Raw genomic sequence first — 21,317 nt, forward strand, 5'->3', positions numbered from 1 at the left:
CGGGGAGGCCGGGCGGGCGCGCAGCGCAGGAGGGAGGGCCGCGGCGGGCGGGCAGGCCGGCCGCCGCGGAGGGTTACGGGGCGACGGCCAGTGCCGGCGTCGTGGTTGCGGTCGCGGCGCTTGCCGCATACGGATCGGGCTCGGCAATCAGCCCGTCGAGCAGGCTGTTGAAGCGGGCCACATAATCCTGGTGATACTCCCCGGTCACGGTGCCGGTGTAGCCGGTGTAGATCTCGCGGACCTTGCCGTCACGGCCGATGATGATCGTGGTCGGGAAGGCGGCCATGTAATTGAGGCCCTTGAGTTTCTCGGTAGCGACCTTCTTGTCGGCGATGCCGCCGAACACGATGTCGTAGCGGATATCGAAGTAGTCCTTGAAGGTGGTCAGGGTCTTCTTGAAGTAATCGAAGTTGTCTTCCTGCTCGAAGGCGACCGCCACCGCCTCCACGCCACGGTGCTGGTTCTGCTTGAACCACGGGGCCAGGAAATAGGTCTGGTCGGTGCAGTTCGGGCACCAGGTACCAATCACTTCAACGATGACCACCTTGCCGCGGTATTTGTCGTCGCGCAGCGAGACCTGCTTGCCCTGCAGATCGGGGAAGCTGAAATCGATGCGTTCCTGGCCATCCTTGAGGAAGGTGAGCTTGTACGGATCCGGCAGCTCCACCTTGTCGCTTTTCTCGGCCTCGAACTTCACCACGTTGTAGATGCCGCTGCCGAACGCGCCCTGGATGTTGCCGTCTTCATCGATCGTGCCGCGGATCAGCAGCGGGCTGGGCCCACTGAAGCCGGACAGGTAGAAACGGTTGCCCTGCACGGTGCCTTCCAGCTCGCGGGTATCACCCACCACGGTCATGAACACGCCGGAGAGGCGATTTCCCTCCTGTTTGAGCAGGGCGACCTGGTTGCGCTTGTCCTGGCGGGCGGCCTTGTCGATGGTCTGCACGGCCCACTTGCCGCTGAGGTCCGCCGCCGGTGCCTCGTCCTGGCCGGGCTTGACGAAGCGCCATGCCGCGCCCTGTTCGGCGGTGAAGGCAAGGTTGCGCGCCCCTTTGCGGCTGGGCACCAGGTCCTTGTACTGGCCGACCAGGTGCTTGCCATCCTCGGAGACCTTGCCTTCGAGCACCGCATCGTAGGTGTTCATCCGCACCGAGAAGGTCCCGTCATCGCGCGGGGTGACCTTGAATCTGTCGGTGCGGCTGCCGTTGAGCAGGGTGAAGGTCGCGTCCTGCGCACGCTTTCCCTTTACTTCGAAGTTGAACGGAATGGGATCGCCATCGATATTGAATTCGCCGCGCCACACGCCTTCGGCAGGAAATGGGGCGGTGGCTGCGGCCGCTGCAGGCAGGGCCAAGGACAGGCTTGAGGCGAGGAACAGGGCCGCGACGACGCGACCGGATAATGCCAGTGTCATGAGAGTGCTTCCAGATAATCCCCTTGGACGCGCCAAGTCGCCGGCGATGCAGCCCCCGTTCCACTGCATCCGCTGAAAGGCCATCCCTGGCCGGTCACGTGCCATCCATGGCGTGACTGGATTATTGCCACGTGAATGTCGTAAAAGTTCATCGTGGCTTGGAACGCATGTTCATCAGCATATTCACCGGCGCGACGATGGCAGGCTGATAACCGTTTTGACATCAGCGCATTTGCCGCCGTGGCCGGCATCGAAGACCATGGTGCCCGAGGCGCCTGGCCACGCGCCGATACCAAGGAGGGAGCCCATCGTGAAGCCAAGGGAAGGTATCCAGGTCTCGGTTTACACCCGCTGGCATCAGCTGGCCGTCCCGCTCGCATTCCTGTTGGCCGCGGGCAGTTTCATGTTCATCGTGCTCAATCGCGGTCCGGTGGGTATCGCCATCGTGGTGGCACTGCTGTGCCTGGTGCTGCCGCCGTTGTTGGCCTTCCAGGGCTTTCCGACGCGCAATGAAGTGATGGTCATGGCCGATGGCCTGATGTTTTCGCGACGCGACGCGGTGCCCTTCGATCAGTTGTCCAGCTGGGGCACCGATGACTATCTGAAACTGGTGCGGCCGGGCCGGGCGACACTGATGGTGAGTGCAGCCGATCTGCAGAGCCGTGACCGCCTGCTGCGCGAATTCGAACACGCACTGGAGGCTTGGCAACGCAGGCAGCCTGCGCTCAGCGAGCCGATCCGGCGTACTCACTTCTATGGCTCGGCGCGTGCGGCGGCCATCGGCGCGGTGATCATCGGGCTGGGCGCGCTGTGCATCGTCATGGCATTGCGGTTGCGTGAGCCGTCCATCGAGCTGGCGGTTGTCGGCGCGCTGGGTGGGCTGGTCGGCGTGATCATGCTGCTTGGCCGGCGGGTGTGAGTCTGGCGCGGCCGTCCACACGGTCTTGTTTTCAGCGTCTCGCGTATTTCACGACCTGAAGCGCAGCCTGCCGATGCGAGCTGCATCCGCAGCGCATGAAAAGGAGTGCCATCCGCTATGAATACCCGAGGCGATTACGCCCACCCCGAGCCCGTCGCTGCCGCGACCGTGGCCGTGGTCACCCCACCGCCGGTGGTGGATCTTCCGCGCGAGAGTGCCGTGTCATGGGGCGCGATCCTGGCCGGTGCCATCGCCGCAGCCGCGCTTTCGTTGATCCTGGTGATTCTCGGCGTGGGCCTGGGCCTGTCGTCGGTCTCGCCGTGGTCGTTTGAAGGCGTGACTGCCGAGACCTTCGGCTGGTCCAGCATTGCCTGGTTGACCTTCACCGCCATCGCAGCCTCCGGTCTGGGTGGCTATCTGGCCGGTCGCCTGCGCACGAAGTGGAGCAACCTGCACGGCGATGAGACCTACTTCCGCGATACCGCACATGGTTTCGTGTCGTGGGCGGTGGCCACTCTGCTGACCGCTGCACTGCTGACCTCCGCGATCGGCGGCATTCTCGGCGCTGGCGCCAAGGTGGCCGGTGCCACCGCAGGTGCGGCGGCGTCCACTGCCGGCGGTATTGCCGCAGCGGGCGCAGGCTCGGCCGCGATGGGCAACGAAGAGGGTGACGTGCAGTACTGGGTGGATTCGCTGTTCCGTGCCAACCCGACCGCAGCGCAGCCCGCGCCGCCGGTCGGTCCGGCCGATGCAGCGGCCCCCCCGGCACCGCCGGTCAACGGCGCACCGCCGCCGCCGCGCCCGATGCCGGGTGCCGACCGTCGTGCGGACAGCCGTGAGGTGCGTACCGAGGTCAATCGCATCATCGTCAACAGCCTCAAGTCCGACACCATGGACCCAGCCGATACCCAGTACCTGGGCCAGCTGGTGGCGGCACAGACCGGCATGAGCCAGGCCGAAGCACAGGCCCGCGTGACCGATGTCCAGACCCGCCTGCGCGCTGCGCTGGACAACGCCAAGCAGCAGGCCAAGCAGGCGGCCGACGATGCCCGCAAGGCGACCGCCTATGCCGCGCTGTGGCTGTTCATCACGCTGCTGATCGGTGCCTTCATCGCCAGCCTGAGTGCCACCTGGGGCGGCCGTCGCCGCGACCTGTGAACCTGACCATCCCAAGGGAGGAAACACCATGAAGTACATTCTGCTGTGGATGCTCGGCATTCCGATTCCGCTGCTGCTCCTGTTCGCGCTGCTGCGCTGACCGTTCCACCATCAGGCCGCCTTCGGGCGGCCTGATGCGTTGTGGCGGCCCGGCCGGGAAACTGGCGAGGTGAACAGCCCAGGTCCGGTCTTTCTGAATGAGTCAGGGAAGTGCAAACAACCTTCACGCCATCAGCATCTGCCGTCATGCCCAATCTTCCTGAATTCATTTAAGCTTGGACGATTGCGACCCCCATTCATATCCGTGATGGGGCGTCTGTCCACCCGGTGTTTCCCTTCTTTCAGGACCTTTTCCATGGCGGCTTTGCAGCAGCGCACGATCGATCTCATTCGCAGCCATCAAGAGCCCCTGCTGGCCGCATGGGCCGGCAATCTGGCCGGTTCCAGCCAGGCCCAGGACGGCCGCCTGTCCTCCCGCGAGCTGGACCAGCAGGTCCGCGAGTTCTGGCGTCTGTTCCTGGAGGCGCTGTCGGCTACGGAGGTCAGCTCCATCGCACGGGTCGAGTGGCAGGACATCCGCCGCTTCCTGGAGGAACTTTCCCGCGAGCGCGTGCTGAAGGGCTTCAACTCGTCGGAGACCGCCAGCTTCATCTTCTCGCTGAAGCGACCGCTGTTCGAGGTGATCCAGCAGGGCTACGCGAATGATCCGGCGCAGCTGGGCGACCAGTTGTGGGCGGTCTCCGAGCTGATCGACCAGTTGGGACTGCACACGGTCAGCGTGTTCCAGAAGACGCGCGAAGACGTGATCCAGCGCCAGCAGGAAGAGATGCTGGAGCTGTCCACGCCGGTGGTGAAGCTGTGGGAAGGCGTCCTCGCGCTGCCGATGATCGGCACGCTGGATTCGCAGCGCACCCAGGTGGTGATGGAATCGCTGCTGCAGCGCATCGTGGATACCGGTTCGGAAATCGCGATCATCGATATCACCGGCGTGCCCACCGTGGACACGCTGGTCGCACAGCATCTGCTGAAGACCGTGACCGCCATCCGCCTGATGGGCGCCGATGCGATCATCAGTGGCGTGCGGCCGCAGATCGCCCAGACCATCGTGCACCTGGGGCTGGACCTGCAGGGCATCGTGACCAAGGCCAACCTCGCCGACGCACTGGCACTGGCGCTCAAGCGCACCGGCCAGACCGTGACCCGGACTGCCCGCTGAGATGGAACGCATCCCGATCCTGCAGATGGGCGATCTGCTGCTGGTGACCATCCAGGTGGACATGCACGATCAGCTCGCGCTGACCCTGCAGGATGACCTCACCGAGAAGATCCGCAGCACCTCCGCGCGCGGCGTGCTGATCGATATTTCCGCGCTGGATATCGTCGATTCGTTCATCGGCCGCATGATCGCGACCATTTCGTCGCTGGCCCGGATCATGGATGCCACCACGGTGGTGGTGGGCATGCAGCCAGCCGTGGCGATCACGCTGGTGGAGCTCGGCCTCACCCTCAGCGGCGTGCGCACCGCACTCAACGTGGAGCGCGGCATGAAGCTGCTGCAGCGCACCGACGAAGACGAAGCGGCCTCATGAGTGCCAACAGTGGTTCGCTGCCGATCCGCATCGAGCAGGATGTGGTGCTGGCCCGCCAGGCCGCGCGCCAGGTGTGCGTGGCCTGCAAGCTGCGCCTGATCGACCAGACCAAGCTGGTCACTGCCGCCAGTGAGCTGGCCCGCAACGCCGTGATCTACGGTGGCGGCGGGACGATGGACTGGGACGTGGTCGAGAAGGGGCTGCGCAAAGGCGTGCGGCTGGTCTTCGCCGACAACGGGCCGGGCATCCCGGATGTCGCGCAGGCGCTGACCGATGGCTGGTCGTCCGGCTCGGGCATGGGCCTGGGGCTGTCCGGCTCACGCCGGCTGGTGGATGAATTCGAGCTGGAGAGTGCGCCGGGGCAGGGCACCCGCATCACGATCACCAAATGGAGCTGAACTTCGCAGGCCAGGTAACGCGGGTCGTGGTGGTCGAAGAAACCTCACAGGTCGGACAGGCGCGGCGCGAAGCGCTGGCACTGGCCGATCATGTCGGCCTGGATGAAATGGACGCCGGCCGCGCGGCGCTGGTGGCGACCGAAATGGCGACCAACGTGCTCAAACATGGGCGCGGTGGTCGCATGTACCTGTCCGTGGTCTGTGGCCGCGGCGGCAACGGGGTGGAGCTGTGCACCGTGGACACCGGCCCGGGCTTTTCCCTGGCCGAGTGCCTTCCGGACGGGTATTCGACCGGCGGCACCCAGGGCCTCGGGCTGGGCGCGATCCAGCGCCAGGCCAGCGTGCTCGATGCTTGGTCCGATGCCAAGGGGGCGGTGGTCGTGGCGCGGATCTACGCCAGCCGCACCCCGCGCGACATCGACGTGGCTTACGGCGCCCTGCGCCTGCCGATGCGCCACGAGCTGGCCTGCGGCGATGCATGGCATATCCGCGCAGACGCACGGACCGTGTCGCTCACGGTGATCGATGGCCTCGGCCACGGGCTTCCTGCGGCCGATGCTGCGTGGGCCGGTGTGGATGCGGTCGCGCATTCTGCCGCGGGCGGCGCACCGGCGTTGATCGGCGTGCTGCATGCCGGTATGTCCGGTACCCGGGGTGGCGCGGCAGCGGTGGCCTGCGTGGATGTGGCGACGGGCCAGGTGGAGTTCGCCGGCATCGGCAATATCGCCGCAAGCCTGTGCGAGCCCACCAGTTCGCGTGGGCTGGCCTCGCACCCGGGGATCGTCGGCGTGCAGTACCGCAAGGCACAACCATTCCATTTTCACGCGGCCACAGGCACGCTGCTGGTCATGCACAGCGATGGACTACAGGCGCGTTGGAGCCTGCGTGATTACCCCGGCCTGTTCCACCGTCATCCAGCAGTGATCGTGGCGGTGCTGCAGCGTGATTTTGATCGCGGCCGGGATGACGCCGGCATTGTTGCCCTGCGTCTTGGAGATCTGCATTGAGCGTCACCCCCAATGATGAGGAACTGCAGCGGCTGCGACTGGAAGCCGATGCGCTGCGTGCCGAGTTGGATGAAACCAATCAGGGCGTGCTCGCGCTGTATGCCGAGCTGGACCAGCAGGCCGAGCAGCTGCGCGAGGTCTCCGAGCTGAAGAGCCGGTTCCTGTCATACATGAGTCATGAGTTCCGCACGCCGCTGGGCTCGATCCTGAGCATGACGCGGCTGCTGGAAGACGGCATGGACGGCCCGCTGACCGACGAGCAGCGCCGCCAGGTGCGCTTCATCAGCGCCTCCACCAGCGAGCTGCGCGAGATGGTGGACGACCTGTTGGACCTGGCCAAGATCGAGGCCGGGCGGATCACCATTTCACCGGCCTGGTTCGACCTGATGGACCTGTTCTCGGCCCTGCGCGGCATGTTCCGCCCGCTGGTGGAAGGCAACCAGGTGGACCTGGTGTTCGAAGATCCGCCGGTGATGCCGTTGCTGTACACCGACGACAAGAAGCTGGCGCAGATCCTGCGCAACTTCATTTCCAACGCACTGAAGTTCACGCCCAATGGGCAGGTGGTGGTGTCGACCCGGTTGGAAGGGGAGAGCGCCGTGCGCTTCAGTGTGCGCGATACCGGCATCGGCATCCCCGCCGAACTGCAGTCCACCCTGTTCGAGGATTTCGTGCAGGTGGATACACCGCTGCAGAAACGCCTGCGCGGCACCGGGCTGGGGTTGTCACTGTGCAAGCGCTTTGCCGAGCTGCTGGGTGGGCACGTCGGGGTCGAAAGTGAAATCGGCGCAGGTTCGGACTTCTATGTGGTGTTGCCGCTGACCTTGGCCACGGAGGCCGCGAATGGCGAACCCTGATCGCATCCTGGTGGTGGACGACAACGTGGCGACCCGCTATGCGGTGCGCCGGGTGCTCGAGCATCACGGGTTCCATGTCGAGGAAGCCGGTACCGGCGGGGAGGGGCTGGAGCGCCTTGCCGAGCATGATTTCGATGCGCTGGTGCTGGATGTGAACCTGCCGGACATGAGTGGCTTCGATGTGGTCCGCCAGCTGCGCGAGAACGCGCGGCTGCAGCTGCTGCCGGTGGTGCACGTCTCGGCGGCCTCGATCGCGACCGGCGACATGATCACCGGCCTCAACGCAGGCGCTGATGCCTATCTGATCCATCCAGTGGACCCGGATGTGCTGCTGGCCACGCTGCGCAGCCTGCTGCGCGCCCGCCGCGCGGAGGAAGCGCTGCGCGAGACTGAAGCGCGCTTCCGCGAAATCTTCCGCCATATCAATGCGCCCATCGCGGTGCTCGATGCCAACCTCAACGCGCACGACGCCAACGACGCGTTCACCCGTCTGCTGGGCCAGCAGATCGGTCCGGGCCAACTCGATCAGCTGCTTCAGGATCAGGCCGCGCCGCTGAGTGCGTTGAAGGTCGCCCTCGCCGAGGGCGAGCGCTGGCAGGGAACCTTCAGCCTTCGCGTCGGTGGTGCGATCCGCATGACCGAGTGGCGGGTGACCCCCTATCAGGCCGCCGGCCAGGGGCTGGTGCTGATCGAAGATACGACCGAGCACCATGCGCGTGCCAACGAGCAGCGCCAGGAGCTGGAAAGCGCCACGTCCGAACTGGCCTTCCAGATCGCCGAGCGCGAGCGCACCGAGATCGAGCTGATGCAGGCGCAGAAGATGGATGCGCTCGGCCAGCTCACCGGCGGCATCGCGCATGATTTCAACAACCTGCTGACCACGATCATCTCCGGGTTGGACATGATCGAGATCGCCGCCTCCAGCGGTAAATGGGACAAGGCCTCGCGCTACGTCGAGATCGCCAACGGCTCGGCACACCGTGCCGCAGCGCTGACCCAGCGCATGCTGGCCTTCGCGCGCAAACAACCGCTGGACCCGCAGACCTTCGACGTCGTTGCGCGGGTGCGCTCGCTGGAAGACATGCTGCAGCGCTCGATCGGGGAGAACATCGAGCTTGAACTGGAGCTGGGCCCGGAGCCGTTGATCGCGGTGGCCGACCCGAACCAGTTCGAGAACGTGATCCTCAACCTGGTCATCAACGCCCGCGATGCGCTGGCCGGCCAAGGCCTGATCCGCATCCGCGCCGGGCGTGCGCAGATCGAACGTGACCATGAGCTGGCCCCGGGCCACTACATCACGGTCACCGTCCTGGACAACGGCGTGGGCATTCCCACCGAGCTGCTGACCAAGGTGTTCGAGCCGTTCTTCACGACCAAGCCGCAGGGCGAGGGCACCGGGTTGGGGTTGTCGATGACCTACGGGTTCGCGCGTCAGTCCGGTGGCAGCGCACGCATCGCCAGCGAGCGTGGCGAGGGGACGGAAATCGAGCTGCTGCTGCCGGAGGGCCGGCTCCAGCCGGTCGCCCAGGCATCGGTACCGGCACAGCTGCCCCGTGGCAGCGCCGAACGCATCCTGCTGGTGGACGATACCGATTCGGTGCGGATGATGGTCCGGGAGATGCTGGTCGAAGCCGGATACCAGGTGGTCGAGGCCATCAACGCGCAGCAGGCGCTGCTGGAACTGCATTCGGACCGTGAGCTGGACCTGCTGCTGTCCGACGTCGGCCTGCCCGGCATGAACGGTCGCGAGCTTGCCGATGCGGCCCGGGCCCTGCGGCCGCACCTGCCGGTTCTGTTCGTCACCGGCTATACGGAAAGCGCCGCTGTCCGCAATGAATTCCTCGGGCAGGGGATGTCCCTGCTGCCCAAGCCGTTCAGTGTCAACGAACTGCTGCGGGGCGTGCGGCAGATGTTCAACCCGGGCTGACAGGCTTCGCCCGCAGCCTGGGTACAATCCCCTGACGCCTCCGGGGGAAACCACCATGTCGCCACCCGCAATCGGCCCGGCCGCACGCGCACTGGCGGCGCGTGAGTGCACGGCCATCGCCGAGGCGCTTTCGCCCCAACCCGATGTCCACGATGCCGTGCATCGTGCGCGCAAGACCATCCGCCGGCTGCGCGCGCTGCTCGCACTGCTGGAGAACAGCCATTTTGAGACAGACCAGGCCGATGCGGCCCTGCGCCGCCTCGGGCAAGGGCTGTCGGCATTGCGCGATGCCCACGTGGTGGTGGACACCTGCCAGCGCCTGGCCGCGCAGCAGCCCGCCCTGCCATGGGCGGAGGTCGGCAGACGGCTGACGGTGCGCCGCGACGCACGCCTGGCCCAGGCGCTCGCACGCGACCCGGCGTTTGCACGCCGCCACGCGGCACTGGGACGTATCGTGCGGGATCTCCAGGCCCAGCCATGGGAGTCCCTTGGAAGGCGTGACCTGCGCAAGGGACTGGCGCGTAGTGAGCGGCGTACCGCCAAGGCGGAAAAGCGCGCCGCACGCAGCCGCGATACCGAGGATCTGCACCGCTGGCGCCGGCGGGTACGCCGCCTGCGCATGCAGCTGGAAGCACTGCCAACGCTGGACAGCGCGCTGGCTGCCTCGATCAAGCGCAGCCGCCCGGGCCGACAGGCGCGGGCACTGCACACGCTGGGCGATCAGCTGGGCTGGCAGCAGGACCTACGGATGCTGCGCAACCTGGTGCGGGTGATGCCGGGTGTGGGGGACCGCCGTGCACTGCTTGCGCAGATGGATGCGGAGGGGGTGGCTGCGCTGGGCTGAGCTGAGCCGCCGTATCGATCTGCTGCTCAACTGGGTCGGCCTGGCGTGGGCAAGGTGTACTCGCGGAGGTAGTCGACGAGGTCGTCCTGTCGGCCGCTACCTGCCAACAGCCAGAGAAGCAGCCGGGCTTTGCGCGGACACAGCAGCCCACACATCCGGAGACCATTGCGGATCAGACCGATCTCGCCACCTTCAAAGCCATAGGTGCACTGTGCGGTCGGTCCCGACCCCGCACGCGTGCCCACGAGGACCGGAATCTTCGTGGCAATGCGCGCCAGGACGTTGGACCAGGATGCACTGACGTGACCTGCGCCGAAACCCGCGATGACGAGGCCTTCGTAGCCCAGCGGCAGCAACTGCTCCAACAGCAGGGTATCGGCAGCAAGTGTTGCTTCCAGGAGCGCAATCTTCTGGTGCGTACGCGTTGGCAAGGGCACCAGCATGCGGGCGCGCGCCGGGCGAAGAAAGCAGGCGCGGCCTTCGATCATCAGGCCGACGGGACCCACCACGGGCGAAGTGAAGGCATGAAGGGCCAGCGTGCTCGACTTCCGTACATGCCTGGCCTCGTGGACCTCGGCGTTCATGACGACCAGGACACCGCGTGCGCGACTGTCGGCAGTGCAGGCAACCAGGGTGGCGTCCAGTATGTTGCCGGGGCCGTCCGCCCCGGCCTGTCCCGCCGGGCGCATCGCCCCTGTAACGACCAGGGGGGCATCGTGAGTCCAGAGGTAATCGAGGAATGCGGCGGTCTCCTCCAAGGTGTCCGTGCCCTGGGTGACAACCACGCCGTCAGCACCTTCTTCGATCTGACGGTCCGCCCACGCCAGCACCTGCAGCAGCAGGTTGAAGTCCAGCGATGCGCTGGGGACCAGACTCAGGCTTTGCACGCCGATCTGCGCGATATCGGAAATGGCAGGCACGGTGGCAAGCAAGGCGTCGCCAGCCAGGGCGGGTGTGATTCCTTCGCCTCCCTGTTGGTGCTGCATGCTCAGCGTGCCGCCAAGCGTGGCGATGGAGATTCGGGGTGTGGGCAAGGCAGACCTCAGGGAACAGGGAGGATTCGTGACGTTCCGGGAACTCAACCGCGGAAAACCAGGCCCAGTGACGGCACGACGAGCAGGGTGCTGACAGCCATCGACAGGACATTGCCGAGGTACGGATGTACATGGTTGGGCAACCGGGATGAAAGAGCTCTCGCCAGTGGCGGGGCGATCAGGGCGCCCAGCACCGCGCTGCTGATCACCACCGCCATTCCGCCGCCGTGGGTCAGAACCGCGGCGGGGACAACGGAGACCAGTGGGACATAGGTGGGGTGCCAGCCGTGCGACATCCATTGCCGGCGCCAGAGGATGACACCGACGAGGGATGCAAGCGCCTGGCCGGCAATCAGAGGCAGCAGCAGGCCCGAGCCATAGGCTGGCGCGAGCGGATTCAGCGCGTACGCGAGCAATACCCCCGCGAGCAGGCCAATGCTGGCCCATTCGTTACCGAAGAAGGGGGCTTCTGAGAAATCTGCCAGTACACGACGAACGGTCCAGGTGATGCCATATCGTTGCGTGACCACCGGCGCTGACGGCACCGGAAGCTTCCGCTGCGGAGCAGGCGGGCTGACCAGCCACGGGATGCGCCGACACAGGAAGAAGGCGGCCGCGCTGCCCAGCGCCATGCCGAGTACATTGCCCACAACGGCCGGGAGTTGGAGCGGGGTGCATACGTAGTTGACCAGCAGCAGGCAGGACGGAGTCACCAGCACGGCGCCCAGCACTGCCCCGTTGACAGCGATCTTCCACCCTCGCCCGAACAGTAGAACCATGGCGGCAGGCAAGGAAACAGCGGCGACAAAGGTGGGCTGCCAAGTCCCCGTACCGAGTGACCATCCCCATAGTGCATGGCTCAGCAGCATACCCAGCAGCGAGCTGGACACTACCCAGGGCCACAAACCACTGCCGTAGCAGATGCTGAAGCCCTGCCAGCGATGTCCGCCGCGACTGGCGAGATGCCCGACCGCCGCACCCAGAAGAAGGCCTGCCGAGGCCCACTCGTGCTTGTAGAAGGTGACCTCACTGAGGTCACCGGCAATCCAGCGCCACCTTGCCCATGGCGAAGCGCTGAGGCCGGCCATCATGTCGTCGTAGCCCGGCCAGTCGCCCGCACCACTGGAGCGATGGGCGAGCGCCGTCGCGCCGAGCAGCACTACCGTGATCGCTGTGGCGGCGATCATCAAGACCCACGGCGAGGCCGAGATGCCACGCCGGTCGAGAGTGGAGGGCGTCGGCATCTCGTCCGGCCTCACCGCGGCAGAGAGGGATGTTGGCGATAGCCCAGCATCGGGTCGTAGAGATCAGTGCGTCGATCACGATGCAGATCGTTCAAAGCATTCCAGATGGGAGCGCTGCGGGCGGTCGACAGGTCGATGTCGGCATAGACGATGGCCTGGTGCTCCGCCGGGGCCACCGGCGCGATTGGCCAGCCGTTGGTACCCGCAATGAGTGAGCATCCAAGGAAGCGTTCACCGCACTCGCTGCCAACGCGGTTGGCGGCAGCGATGAAGACGTTGTTGACGTGCGCTGCGGTCATTGTCAGGTACGACGCCATGCACTTTCCCGCGTCGTCGAACAGCGGCGGGAGTGTCCATACCCAGTTGTTCAAGCTGCAGATGATGTCGGCGCCCTGCTGGCTCAGCAGGCGTGGCACCTCCGGGAACCAGACATCCCAGCAGATCATCAATCCGATCCGGCCGATGCTGGTTTCGAACACCGGGAAACCGAGATTTCCTGGCGAGAACCACAGCTTTTCCTTGTTCCAGAGATGCGCCTTTCGATACTTGCCGATGAGGCCATCCGGCCCCATCAGGACAGCCGTGTCATACAGATGCACCCCATCACGCTCGGCCAGGCCGGCGGCGAGGTGGATCTGGTGTTCCCTTGCGAAATCGGTCCAGGCGCGGGTGCTGGGCCCGTCGGGAATGACCTCGGCATGTGCATAGGCATCCTGACGATCTGCGAACAGATAGCCTGTATTGGCCAGCTCGGGCAGCACGATAAGCGTGGCACCGTTTTCGACCGCCTCCCGCGCCAGCGACAGGCTCTTGCCCAGATTGACCTGACCGTTATGCACCCCGACCTGAGGGTCGAACTGCAAGACGGCGATGCGTACTGCGCTGATGGCATTGCTCATGCGGGTTACCTGTTCCTGTCCAAATCGCCGGCGGCTGCCGTGCAAATGAATAAGAAGCTGGATCGCGCCCTGTCGCCATACACAAACTACGATTTTCTCGTAGGTGATTACCGCGTCTGCAATCGTTGTTTTCTATTCCTGGAAGCCCGTCACTGCGCGTGCCTTCGGCGGCTTGTACTCGCATCGCGGATACCCCGAGCACGACTGGAAGGCGCCATACGGCCCGGTGCGCGGCACGATCACGCCCACCCTGCAGGCCGGGCAGGCCTGCTCGTGGATGGTCTCACCGGCCATCGAGGTGACGCGCACCGCACCGTCATTGACCAGCTCGGTCAGGAAGGCCGAGCGCCGACCCTGCACGGTGAACATCGCCACCGAGCGGCGCGCGCGCGTCAGCGCTACGTAGAACAGGCGGCGTTCTTCGCCCAGCGGATACGCATCGCTGTCGGGCATCGCCAGCGCGAGCACGGGATCATCGGCGCGGGTGTTGGGAAAGCGCCGGTCCAGCATGCCGGGCAGGATCACATAGTCCGCCTCCGTGCCTTTGGAGCGGTGCGCGGTGAGGAAGCTGACCTCCATGTGTTGGCCATGCCGTGCCCGCCACGTGGCCGGCAGCATCGCGCGGTCTGCGTTGTAGCGGCCGAGTACGAACACCGTGACCTTGCCATCGCGGCCGGGCGGCACCTGGCCGGACAACAGCTGCTGGTGCAATCGCTCCAGATACTGCTCGACCGCTCCGGCCAGCCGGTCGCGCGAGGCGACCTGGTAGGCCTGCAGCACCGCGCCGTACGCCGGCGTGACCGACTGGACGTCCTTCGGGATCTGCGCAGGGTTACGGGATACGAAGGCACTGGACACATCGCACAGCGCCTGCGGGCAGCGGAACGTCTGTTGCAGCTTGAGCACCTGGCCCTGACCGAACCAGTCCACGAAGCCGGTCATCACCGACACGTCCGCGCCGGCAAAGCGATTGATCGACTGCCAGTCGTCACCGACCGCGAACAGGTGTTTTCCCGGTGCCTGCACCAGTGCCCGGCACAGCCGCGCACGGGCGCGCGAGGCATCCTGGAATTCATCGGCCATCACCAGGTCGAAGGGAGCGACGTAGCGCCCCTGTTCGAGGTGCTCGGCGGCCTGGTTGAGCATGTCTTCGAAATCGATCCCGCCCTCGGCCACCAGCGCATCGTCCCAGCCTTCCAGGATCGGGACGATCAGCGCGAGGAAGAGGCGGTAGCGGTGCTTGAAGTGATCGTCGGGCAGGCGGCGCAGGCGTTCGACCATGTCCTCCACCTGCAGCGCGTTGCTCTTGGCGTGGCTGATGAAGGTACGGACCAGGCCGATCAGGTCGCTGTCCGGCATCGGCGTCGCGCCGCCCTCGGGCAGGTCGCGGTCGGGATTCGGGTCCAGTTCGATACCGCGCTGCGACAAGGCCTCGCCCAACTGCACGAACAGTTCGCCGGTGCGCAACTGCTGCGGGGTGGTCTCGATCCGCTCGATGCCATCGCGGGCGCCCGGCTCGCCAGCGCGAGGCGCGGGCGAGCGGTCGTGTCCCGCCGGGGCGAGGTGGTCGTGATACAGCGCAATGCCGGGGTAATGGAAATCCGGGCGGTACGGGCGGTACGCATCGGTCCCGGCATCGAATGCATCGCGGCGTGCATAGGTGTACGCCACGCCGTTGTAGAACAGCCAGTCGGCGATCACGCACGCTTCGATGCTATGCACGCGCTCGCCCTGCAGGGTGCGCACATACCCCTGGCCATCCTTGTCCCACTCCTCGGCGTCCAGCGACCCGCCGGTGACGGGCAGGTCACGGCCGAACACCAGCCGGAACATGTCCCACTGGGTACGGAAGGCGAGCGAGCGGTCCTTGAGCTGGTCGATGATCTCGGCCAGCCGATGGAAACCCTGGGTGGCATCGACCGCCCAGTCCGGCACCTGCGGCATCCTGCCGGTGGCCTGGGCGATGATGTGCCGGCCCAGCGCATGGAAGGTGCGCGCTTCCACCCGCACCTGAACCAGGCCGAGGCGCTGGAACGCGCGGTCCGCACGCGCCTGCAGCTCGGTGGCGGCCTCCTTGTTGAAGGCGAGCATGACGATGCGCTCGGGCGCGACCAGCCCGCGTTCGATGGCGTACGCCGCCTTGGCGACCATCGTGGAGGTTTTGCCCGAACCTGCTGCGGCCACCACCTGGACGCGGTTGTCGAAGCAGATCACCGCGCGGGCCTGCTCATCGGTGAGTGGCCGGCTTTCGACGCGGTCCAGCAACGCACGGCTGGCGACCCGTTCGCGCGCCTGATGGACCTCATTGCGGCGCGCCCACATCGTTGGCCAGTCGGCCAGCCACAGCATCAGCGCTTCTTCGATCGCGGCCGGGTCGCCATCGAGCTGGCTGCGCAGGTCGGCATCATCGAACACCGTCCACAGCGCGTCCTCACCCAGGGGCAGGGTGGGGCGTGCCTCCAGCAGTGCCTGCTGCTGCTCGCAGGTCAGCCACAGCGATTCCTCGTCGGCCAGATCGGTAGCCGCCTGCACCTGGGCGAGCCAGTGCTGGATGGCGGTGTGGGACTGCTGGAACAAGGCGACATGGTCGCGCTGGCGCTGCTTGCCGCTTCGCTCCTCCAGTGCCGACACCAGCAAGCGCGCGGACGCGGCGGGCAGGCCGCCGAGGATCAACGGTGGGTGCCCTTCACGATGGAGGCTCAGCCGTGCCCAGGGCAGGCGCGGGTACACCTGCAGTGCATCCAGCGGCGCGTGATACCGATGACCGTCAATGGTCAGTAGCAGCTGGTCGTCTTCCAGGCGCAGGCGCCAGTGCGGCGATCGCGTGAGGCGTTGACCCCAGTCGCTCGGGGCCCATTCGTACGTCATCGGTGTTCCAGGTGCGGCCCTCGTTGCGGCCGTGGCCGGAACAGCATGGGTGGCGCGGTTTGATCGGATGCCCATGATAGGGGAAATCAAAAAAATCCCCGCCTGGGCGGGGATTCGGATCGAGCGGTCGTTCGCGGCGTACCGTTACTGCTGCAGCACCGGCACGCTGCGCGCGCGGCGGTCCACCAGCATCGCCACGCACCACAGCAGCAGCCCGCCCAGCGCGGTGGCAGCGCCAACGTACCCGGTCACCGCAGGGCTGAAGCCGGCGCCGATCGCCATGCCACCGAACCACGGGCCCAGTGCGTTGGCGGTATTGAACGCGGCATGGTTGGAGGCGGCGGCCAGCGTCTGCGCTTCGCCGGCCACGTCCATCAGGCGGGTCTGCAGCACGGCCGCCAGGGCGCCCATGGTGCCGACCGCAATGATCATCGGGAACACGCTCCACACCGATTGCGCGGCCAGCGGGAAGGCCAGCAGCACCAGGATCGACCAGACCAGCACGACGGCGGCGGCGCGGAACTGGAAGCGGTCCACCAGCCAGCCACCGGCGACGTTGCCAATGATCGCGCCGATGCCGAAGATGCCCACGGCCAGCGGCATCCACGATTCGGCCAGGCCGGTGACCTGCACCAGCGTCGGGGCGAGATAGGTGAACACGCAGAACATGCCGGCGAAGCCGACCGAACCGATCGCCAGTGCCAGCCACACCTGGGGACGATTGAAGGCACGCAGTTCGCGCATCGGCGAGGTACGCACCTCATCCGGATCGGGCAGCAGGAAGCGCGCAATCATCGCCACGGTGGCGATTGCCAGCACGCTGACCAGGGCGAACGCGGTGCGCCAGCTGACCTGCTGGCCGAGCCAGGTGGTGAGCGGATTGCCGACCAGGATCGCCACGGAGAGGCCGAGCAGCACTTTGGACACCGCCGCGCCACGCTGCGCCGGCGGGCTGATCGCCGCCGCCACCAGCATCGCCACGCCGAAGTAGGCGCCATGCGGCAGCCCGGCGACGAAGCGGGCCAGCAGCATCGTGCCGTAGTTGGGCGCCAGCGCACTGGCCAGATTGCCGATCGCGTAGAAGCCCATCAGCGCCAGCAGCAGGTTGCGGCGCGCGAAGCCGGCGCCGGCAAAGGCCAGGACCGGGGCGCCGACCACCACGCCGATGGCATAGGCGCTGATCAGGTGGCCGACCTGGGTTTCGCTGATCGACAGCCCGCGGCTGATCTCCAGCATCAGGCCCATGCTGGCGAACTCACTGGTGCCGATGGCAAAGCCGCCCAGCGACAAGGCCAGCAGGATCAGGGTGCGCTCGCGCGGCGAGAGCCGGGCGGCCAGAGGGACGGAGGAGGAGCTCATGCAGGCGGCGGCGTCGAACGGGGGAAGCGCGGCATTGTACTGCTGCGACGCAGCATTAATCAGCCGGGCCCATGGAACGCTGGATCTGCCTGGTGCGCGCTGCCCCGTGAGCGGCCTACCGCAGCGTCCGGACAGGCCCGCCGCGCTTGGCTATCGCCGCCTTTTCACGGATACGGCCGCGCCCTGAACGGCTGCGGCTCGGGCGCCGCCGGCGGAAGGCGCTCGCCGTGAACGCGGCTGAGGATCTCATTGGTGCCTCGTTGTTCGGCCACGATCTGTTGCAGCAGCCCCTTGATACCGAAGATGGCAAACGGAACGAACAGCCACAACAACCCGAGCAGCGCGCCGATGAGCGCGACCAGCAGCGAAAACCCTGAACCCGCAGGACCCATGTCTTACTTCCTTGTCGTTGAGAGGTGTTAGATCACCTCAATGATAGCCGTAGCCTTTTGGACCCGGGCCGCATTGGGCGCCCAGCGGCATTGGCCGGTGGGCGGCGACGAAATATCACTAGTCGATCACGGCCAGTCTCGCCCATTCATGCGACAATTTGGCTTCAAGGCCACCCGTCGATGGCTGCGCGATGCCGCCAGAGAGGTTGCGATGTCTTCCAGTCCAGGCTTTCCTGCCCTTATCGGTTTCGATCTGCCCGGCCCACAGGCGGGGACCCGTTCGCAGCGGGTGATTGTCACCGCGTTGCTGGATGACACCCCGCGCGCTGACTGGCTGCGCATCCTGCACCGCCTGGCGTGGCCATCATTGCGGCTGGATCACGGCGTCGAGCAGATCCGCCTGGTCGGGCACGGCCTCCATTTCGTGGGTGCGATCACCGATGCCAGGGCGTTGTCGGCCTCGGTGCGTGGCCTGTTCAACGAGGTCAACGCGAAAGCGCTGGACCGCCGCCTCGCCGCGATGGAGAACCCGCTGGATGACGACGGTCCGGGCAGCGCGCCTGCGGCGTCGTTGGCCCATGCCACGGATCCGCGCCTGGACGACGTGGCCGCACTGCTTGCGATGCCGGCCGTGCCGGGCATGCTGGAGTTGGCGAGTGCGATGACCGGCATGCGGTTCGTTGCGGTGGCCCGTGTCACCGCCGATCGGTGGACCGCCTGCGCCGTGCATGATCGTCTGGATTTCGGTCTGCGCCCGGGCGATGACCTGGTGCTGGAGACCACCATCTGCGATGAGATACGCGAGCATCGCCATCTGGTCCAGTTCGACCAGGCCAGCACCCATCCGGTGTTCTCCAGCCATCCCACGCCCGCGCTGTATGGGTTCGAGAGCTACATCTCGGTCCCCCTGTTCCGCCGCGATGGTGGCTTCCACGGCACGCTGTGCGCGTTGGATCCCAATCCTTCCAGACTCGACGCCGCGACGGTGAAAGGCTTCGAGGTGCTGGCGGGGCTGATCGGCGCGCAGCTGGATGTGCAGGATGCGCTGGCCGGGGCAGGGCAGCCGGTGGTCAGCATGGCCGAGGCGCTGTCGGTGCTCTCGCGTCAGGTGGACGCGCTTGACGCGCTCGACGCGGCCGCGCTGCCGGAGCAATTCCGCGCGGTGACCACGCAGTTGCGTGCGCTGGTGGACGGGGCGCGGGCTGTGGCGGGCTGAAGGCCCTTCAGGGAGGGCGTGGGGCGTCTCAGCCGCCCGCCTCCACCGGCGCAAAGCGCGCCCGCCATTGCCCCTCCACCTCCACCCGTGCGACGAACATCTCGTACGGACGCACCCACAGGCCGACCTCCGAATCCAGCGGCCGGTACAGCACCATCGGCGCCAGCGTTTCACTGTGGCGTACAACCCCGATCACCTCGTAGTTGCCGCCCTTGAAATGGCGGTAGTGGCCGAGCGGCAGGGTGGGCAGCGGGGAAAGATCGGACATGGCGGCGGTAGCAAAGACGGGCGGCCCATTATCGCCCCGCGCACCGGTTGGCGGTGATGTTCCGTCGGGTCAGCCGGCATCCGGCAACGGGCCGGCGCGGCAGGCGTTGACTAGGTGCAGTACCGCGTCGGGGTGCATCGGCCGGGCCAGCTGGTAGCCCTGCGCTTCATCGCAGCCCCACAGCCGCAGCAGCGAAAGCTCGGCGTCGTTTTCCACGCCTTCGGCCACGGTGCGGTAGCCCAGCTGCCGGGCCAGCTTGATGATGGCTTCCACCTTCAGCCGGGCGGTGCGTGAGCGCGCCAGCCCGGTCACCAGCGTCTGGTCGATCTTGATATGGCTGATCGGCAGCTCGCTGAGATAACCGAAGTTGCTGTAGCCGCTGCCGAAGTCGTCGATCGCGATACGCACGCCGGCCGCCGCCATCTCACGCAACTGCGGCAGCGCCGCCGGATGGTGGTTGAGCCACTGGCCTTCCGTGATTTCGATTTCGATCAGGCCCGGGGCGAGGCCGTAGGCATGCAGCCGCTCGGACAGCACGCTCCACACGCACTGGTCATCGAAGTCGCGCGGAGAGAGATTGATGGACAGGCAGAAGCCGGGCACGGTCTTCTGCCAGTGCGCGGCCTGGGCCAGCGCGTGGTCGATGACCCAGCGGCTGAGCGCGGGCATCAGCGCCGTGCGCTCCAGCACCGGGATGAATTCGCCCGGGCTGATCGGGCCCAGCATCGGATGGGTCCAGCGCAGCAGGGCTTCGGCCGACACCGGCTGCCCATCGATCAGATCGAAGCGCGGCTGGTACACCAGGCTGAACTGGTGCTGGGCCAGGCCGCGCCCGGCATCGGAGGCCAACCGGTAACGGCGGCGCAGGGCATCGTCGCGTTCCTGCGAATACCAGCACAGGCAGGCATCGGTCTGCAGGGCATGATGCATGGCGACCAGGCATTTGCGGACCAGATCCGCGGTCTCCTCGCGTACCGCGCGGAAGTCGCAGACGCCGGCATGGAACTGCGGTGACATCGGGATGCTGCCGGCCATCAGCGGCCGGCGCATGCGCACGCGCAGGCGGTCGAGCAGGCCCTCGGTCTGGTGATGCGAGTGGTCCGCCAGCAGGAAGGCGAAACGGGTCACTCCCACGTGATAGACCTGCGTAACATCACGCAGCACGTCCTGCACGCGCAGCGCCGCCTGGCGCAGCAGGGTTTCCACGGGTTTCATGCCCAGGGCCTGGCCGGCGTCGTTGGCGCTCTGCAGGTCGAACACATCCAGCAGCACCGCCGTGAACCTCCGGCCTTCACCGCGGCGGGACAGGGAGGTGAGGTCGGCCTGGAACTGCTGCCGGTTGGGCAGGCCGCTGACCTGATCACGGCGGCCGAGCGACATCTTCAGTTCCATCTGCGCAACCACCACGCGTGAGAGCGTCTGCAACTGCACCTGCTCTTCGGCAGAGAGCCGCCGCGGCTCACGCCCCATGATGCACAGGGTACCCAGCGCGACGCCGCCCTTGGTGATCAGCGGCGTACCGGCATGGAAGCGCAGCTGCTCGGGGCCGGCGACCAGCGCATTGCCGGCAAAGCGCGGGTCCTGGCGAAGATCCTCTATCTGCAGCACCTGGCTGGAACCCAGCGCGTGCGCGCAGATCGAGGCATGCCGTTCGTTGCGGGTCAGCGCCAGCCCCACGCGCGAGATGAGGTGCTGGTGGTCGGCATCGAAGATCGACACCAACGCGATCGGCACGCCGAAGGTGAAGGCCGCCAGTTCGGTGATCGGGTCCAGCGCCGTGCCCAGCGCAGGGTCCATCACGTTGAGTGCTTCGATCAACGCGATCCGGTCAACATCGTTGCGTCTGTCCAGCATGTACCGCGCCCTGTTCCGACTTCATCGCTACTATCACGATGGCAATGCAGAACCAGTGTGAAGCAGGGGC

The 21,317-nt window shown here is 66.4% G+C and carries 19 protein-coding genes; 10 read left to right on the top strand and 9 right to left on the bottom strand.

The genetic code is table 11. The annotated features are described in order from the left end of the window. Positions 1-73: 73 nt before the first annotated feature. Entirely contained in the window at positions 74-1,414 is a 1,341-nt protein-coding gene (locus HMPREF3113_RS17970; RefSeq protein ID WP_070474598.1) for a peroxiredoxin family protein, read from the bottom strand. Positions 1,415-1,724: 310 nt separating this feature from the next. On the opposite strand from HMPREF3113_RS17970, the gene HMPREF3113_RS17975 reads away from it, so the two are divergent. The 9 genes from HMPREF3113_RS17975 to HMPREF3113_RS18015 all read left to right on the top strand — a co-directional run bounded on the left by HMPREF3113_RS17975 (position 1,725) and on the right by HMPREF3113_RS18015 (position 10,113). Further along, positions 1,725-2,333, top strand: coding sequence for a hypothetical protein (locus HMPREF3113_RS17975; protein WP_070474601.1), 609 nt, complete (start codon positions 1,725-1,727; stop codon positions 2,331-2,333). A 117-nt stretch (positions 2,334-2,450) separates the two neighbouring features. After that, on the top strand, positions 2,451-3,491 hold the full coding sequence (locus tag HMPREF3113_RS17980; RefSeq protein WP_019184177.1) for a hypothetical protein: 1,041 nt from the start codon (positions 2,451-2,453) through the stop codon (positions 3,489-3,491). A gap of 355 nt (positions 3,492-3,846) precedes the next feature. Further along, the gene (locus HMPREF3113_RS17985) at positions 3,847-4,707 is read left to right on the top strand and encodes an STAS domain-containing protein (protein WP_070425365.1); all 861 of its coding nucleotides are present in this window, start codon (positions 3,847-3,849) and stop codon (positions 4,705-4,707) included. A 1-nt stretch (position 4,708) separates the two neighbouring features. Next, positions 4,709-5,080: an STAS domain-containing protein gene (locus HMPREF3113_RS17990; RefSeq protein WP_019184175.1), complete on the top strand. Its 372-nt coding sequence runs from the start codon at positions 4,709-4,711 to the stop codon at positions 5,078-5,080. Further along, a complete protein-coding gene (locus HMPREF3113_RS17995; protein WP_019184174.1) occupies positions 5,077-5,478 on the top strand; it encodes an anti-sigma regulatory factor in 402 nt (133 codons plus the stop codon). The genes HMPREF3113_RS17990 and HMPREF3113_RS17995 overlap by 4 nt, the downstream gene beginning before the upstream one ends. Beyond that, on the top strand, positions 5,469-6,485 hold the full coding sequence (locus HMPREF3113_RS18000; RefSeq protein ID WP_070474604.1) for an ATP-binding protein: 1,017 nt from the start codon (positions 5,469-5,471) through the stop codon (positions 6,483-6,485). The genes HMPREF3113_RS17995 and HMPREF3113_RS18000 overlap by 10 nt, the downstream gene beginning before the upstream one ends. Then, entirely contained in the window at positions 6,482-7,342 is an 861-nt protein-coding gene (locus HMPREF3113_RS18005; RefSeq protein ID WP_019184172.1) for a sensor histidine kinase, read from the top strand. The genes HMPREF3113_RS18000 and HMPREF3113_RS18005 overlap by 4 nt, the downstream gene beginning before the upstream one ends. Next, positions 7,329-9,269, top strand: coding sequence for a response regulator (locus HMPREF3113_RS18010; RefSeq protein WP_070474606.1), 1,941 nt, complete (start codon positions 7,329-7,331; stop codon positions 9,267-9,269). Before HMPREF3113_RS18005 ends, HMPREF3113_RS18010 begins: the two co-directional genes overlap by 14 nt. A 55-nt stretch (positions 9,270-9,324) precedes the next feature. Then, positions 9,325-10,113 carry a CHAD domain-containing protein gene (locus tag HMPREF3113_RS18015; protein WP_070474609.1) on the top strand — a complete coding sequence of 263 codons (789 nt, stop codon included), beginning with the start codon at positions 9,325-9,327 and terminating at the stop codon, positions 10,111-10,113. Between the two features lie 26 nt (positions 10,114-10,139). On the opposite strand, the gene HMPREF3113_RS18020 is transcribed toward HMPREF3113_RS18015, so the two are convergent. The 6 genes from HMPREF3113_RS18020 to HMPREF3113_RS18045 form a co-directional block, all read right to left on the bottom strand. Then, the gene (locus HMPREF3113_RS18020) at positions 10,140-11,147 is read right to left on the bottom strand and encodes an asparaginase (RefSeq protein ID WP_139146411.1); all 1,008 of its coding nucleotides are present in this window, start codon (positions 11,145-11,147) and stop codon (positions 10,140-10,142) included. A gap of 44 nt (positions 11,148-11,191) precedes the next feature. Continuing rightward, positions 11,192-12,391: a hypothetical protein gene (locus HMPREF3113_RS18025; RefSeq protein ID WP_217628723.1), complete on the bottom strand. Its 1,200-nt coding sequence runs from the start codon at positions 12,389-12,391 to the stop codon at positions 11,192-11,194. An 11-nt stretch (positions 12,392-12,402) separates the two neighbouring features. Further along, positions 12,403-13,290 carry a nitrilase family protein gene (locus HMPREF3113_RS18030; RefSeq protein WP_070474612.1) on the bottom strand — a complete coding sequence of 296 codons (888 nt, stop codon included), beginning with the start codon at positions 13,288-13,290 and terminating at the stop codon, positions 12,403-12,405. A gap of 132 nt (positions 13,291-13,422) precedes the next feature. Beyond that, positions 13,423-16,158, bottom strand: coding sequence for a UvrD-helicase domain-containing protein (locus tag HMPREF3113_RS18035; protein ID WP_070474615.1), 2,736 nt, complete (start codon positions 16,156-16,158; stop codon positions 13,423-13,425). A 144-nt stretch (positions 16,159-16,302) separates the two neighbouring features. After that, positions 16,303-17,517 carry an MFS transporter gene (locus HMPREF3113_RS18040; RefSeq protein ID WP_019184168.1) on the bottom strand — a complete coding sequence of 405 codons (1,215 nt, stop codon included), beginning with the start codon at positions 17,515-17,517 and terminating at the stop codon, positions 16,303-16,305. A 164-nt stretch (positions 17,518-17,681) separates the two neighbouring features. Further along, positions 17,682-17,909, bottom strand: a complete 228-nt coding sequence (locus HMPREF3113_RS18045) for a hypothetical protein (RefSeq protein WP_070474617.1) — start codon at positions 17,907-17,909, stop codon at positions 17,682-17,684. A gap of 211 nt (positions 17,910-18,120) precedes the next feature. Between HMPREF3113_RS18045 and HMPREF3113_RS18050 the strand changes: the two genes are divergently transcribed. Beyond that, positions 18,121-19,125, top strand: coding sequence for a GAF domain-containing protein (locus HMPREF3113_RS18050; RefSeq protein ID WP_254665330.1), 1,005 nt, complete (start codon positions 18,121-18,123; stop codon positions 19,123-19,125). 28 nt (positions 19,126-19,153) lie between these two features. Here the strand turns inward: HMPREF3113_RS18050 and HMPREF3113_RS18055 are convergent, their stop codons facing one another. Then, positions 19,154-19,393, bottom strand: coding sequence for a DUF1653 domain-containing protein (locus HMPREF3113_RS18055; protein WP_070474623.1), 240 nt, complete (start codon positions 19,391-19,393; stop codon positions 19,154-19,156). 69 nt (positions 19,394-19,462) lie between these two features. Beyond that, a complete protein-coding gene (locus HMPREF3113_RS18060) occupies positions 19,463-21,247 on the bottom strand; it encodes a putative bifunctional diguanylate cyclase/phosphodiesterase (protein ID WP_070474626.1) in 1,785 nt (594 codons plus the stop codon). Positions 21,248-21,317 lie beyond the last annotated feature (70 nt).

This window comes from Stenotrophomonas sp. HMSC10F06, from assembly GCF_001807865.1.
GTDB lineage: Bacteria > Pseudomonadota > Gammaproteobacteria > Xanthomonadales > Xanthomonadaceae > Stenotrophomonas > Stenotrophomonas bentonitica_A.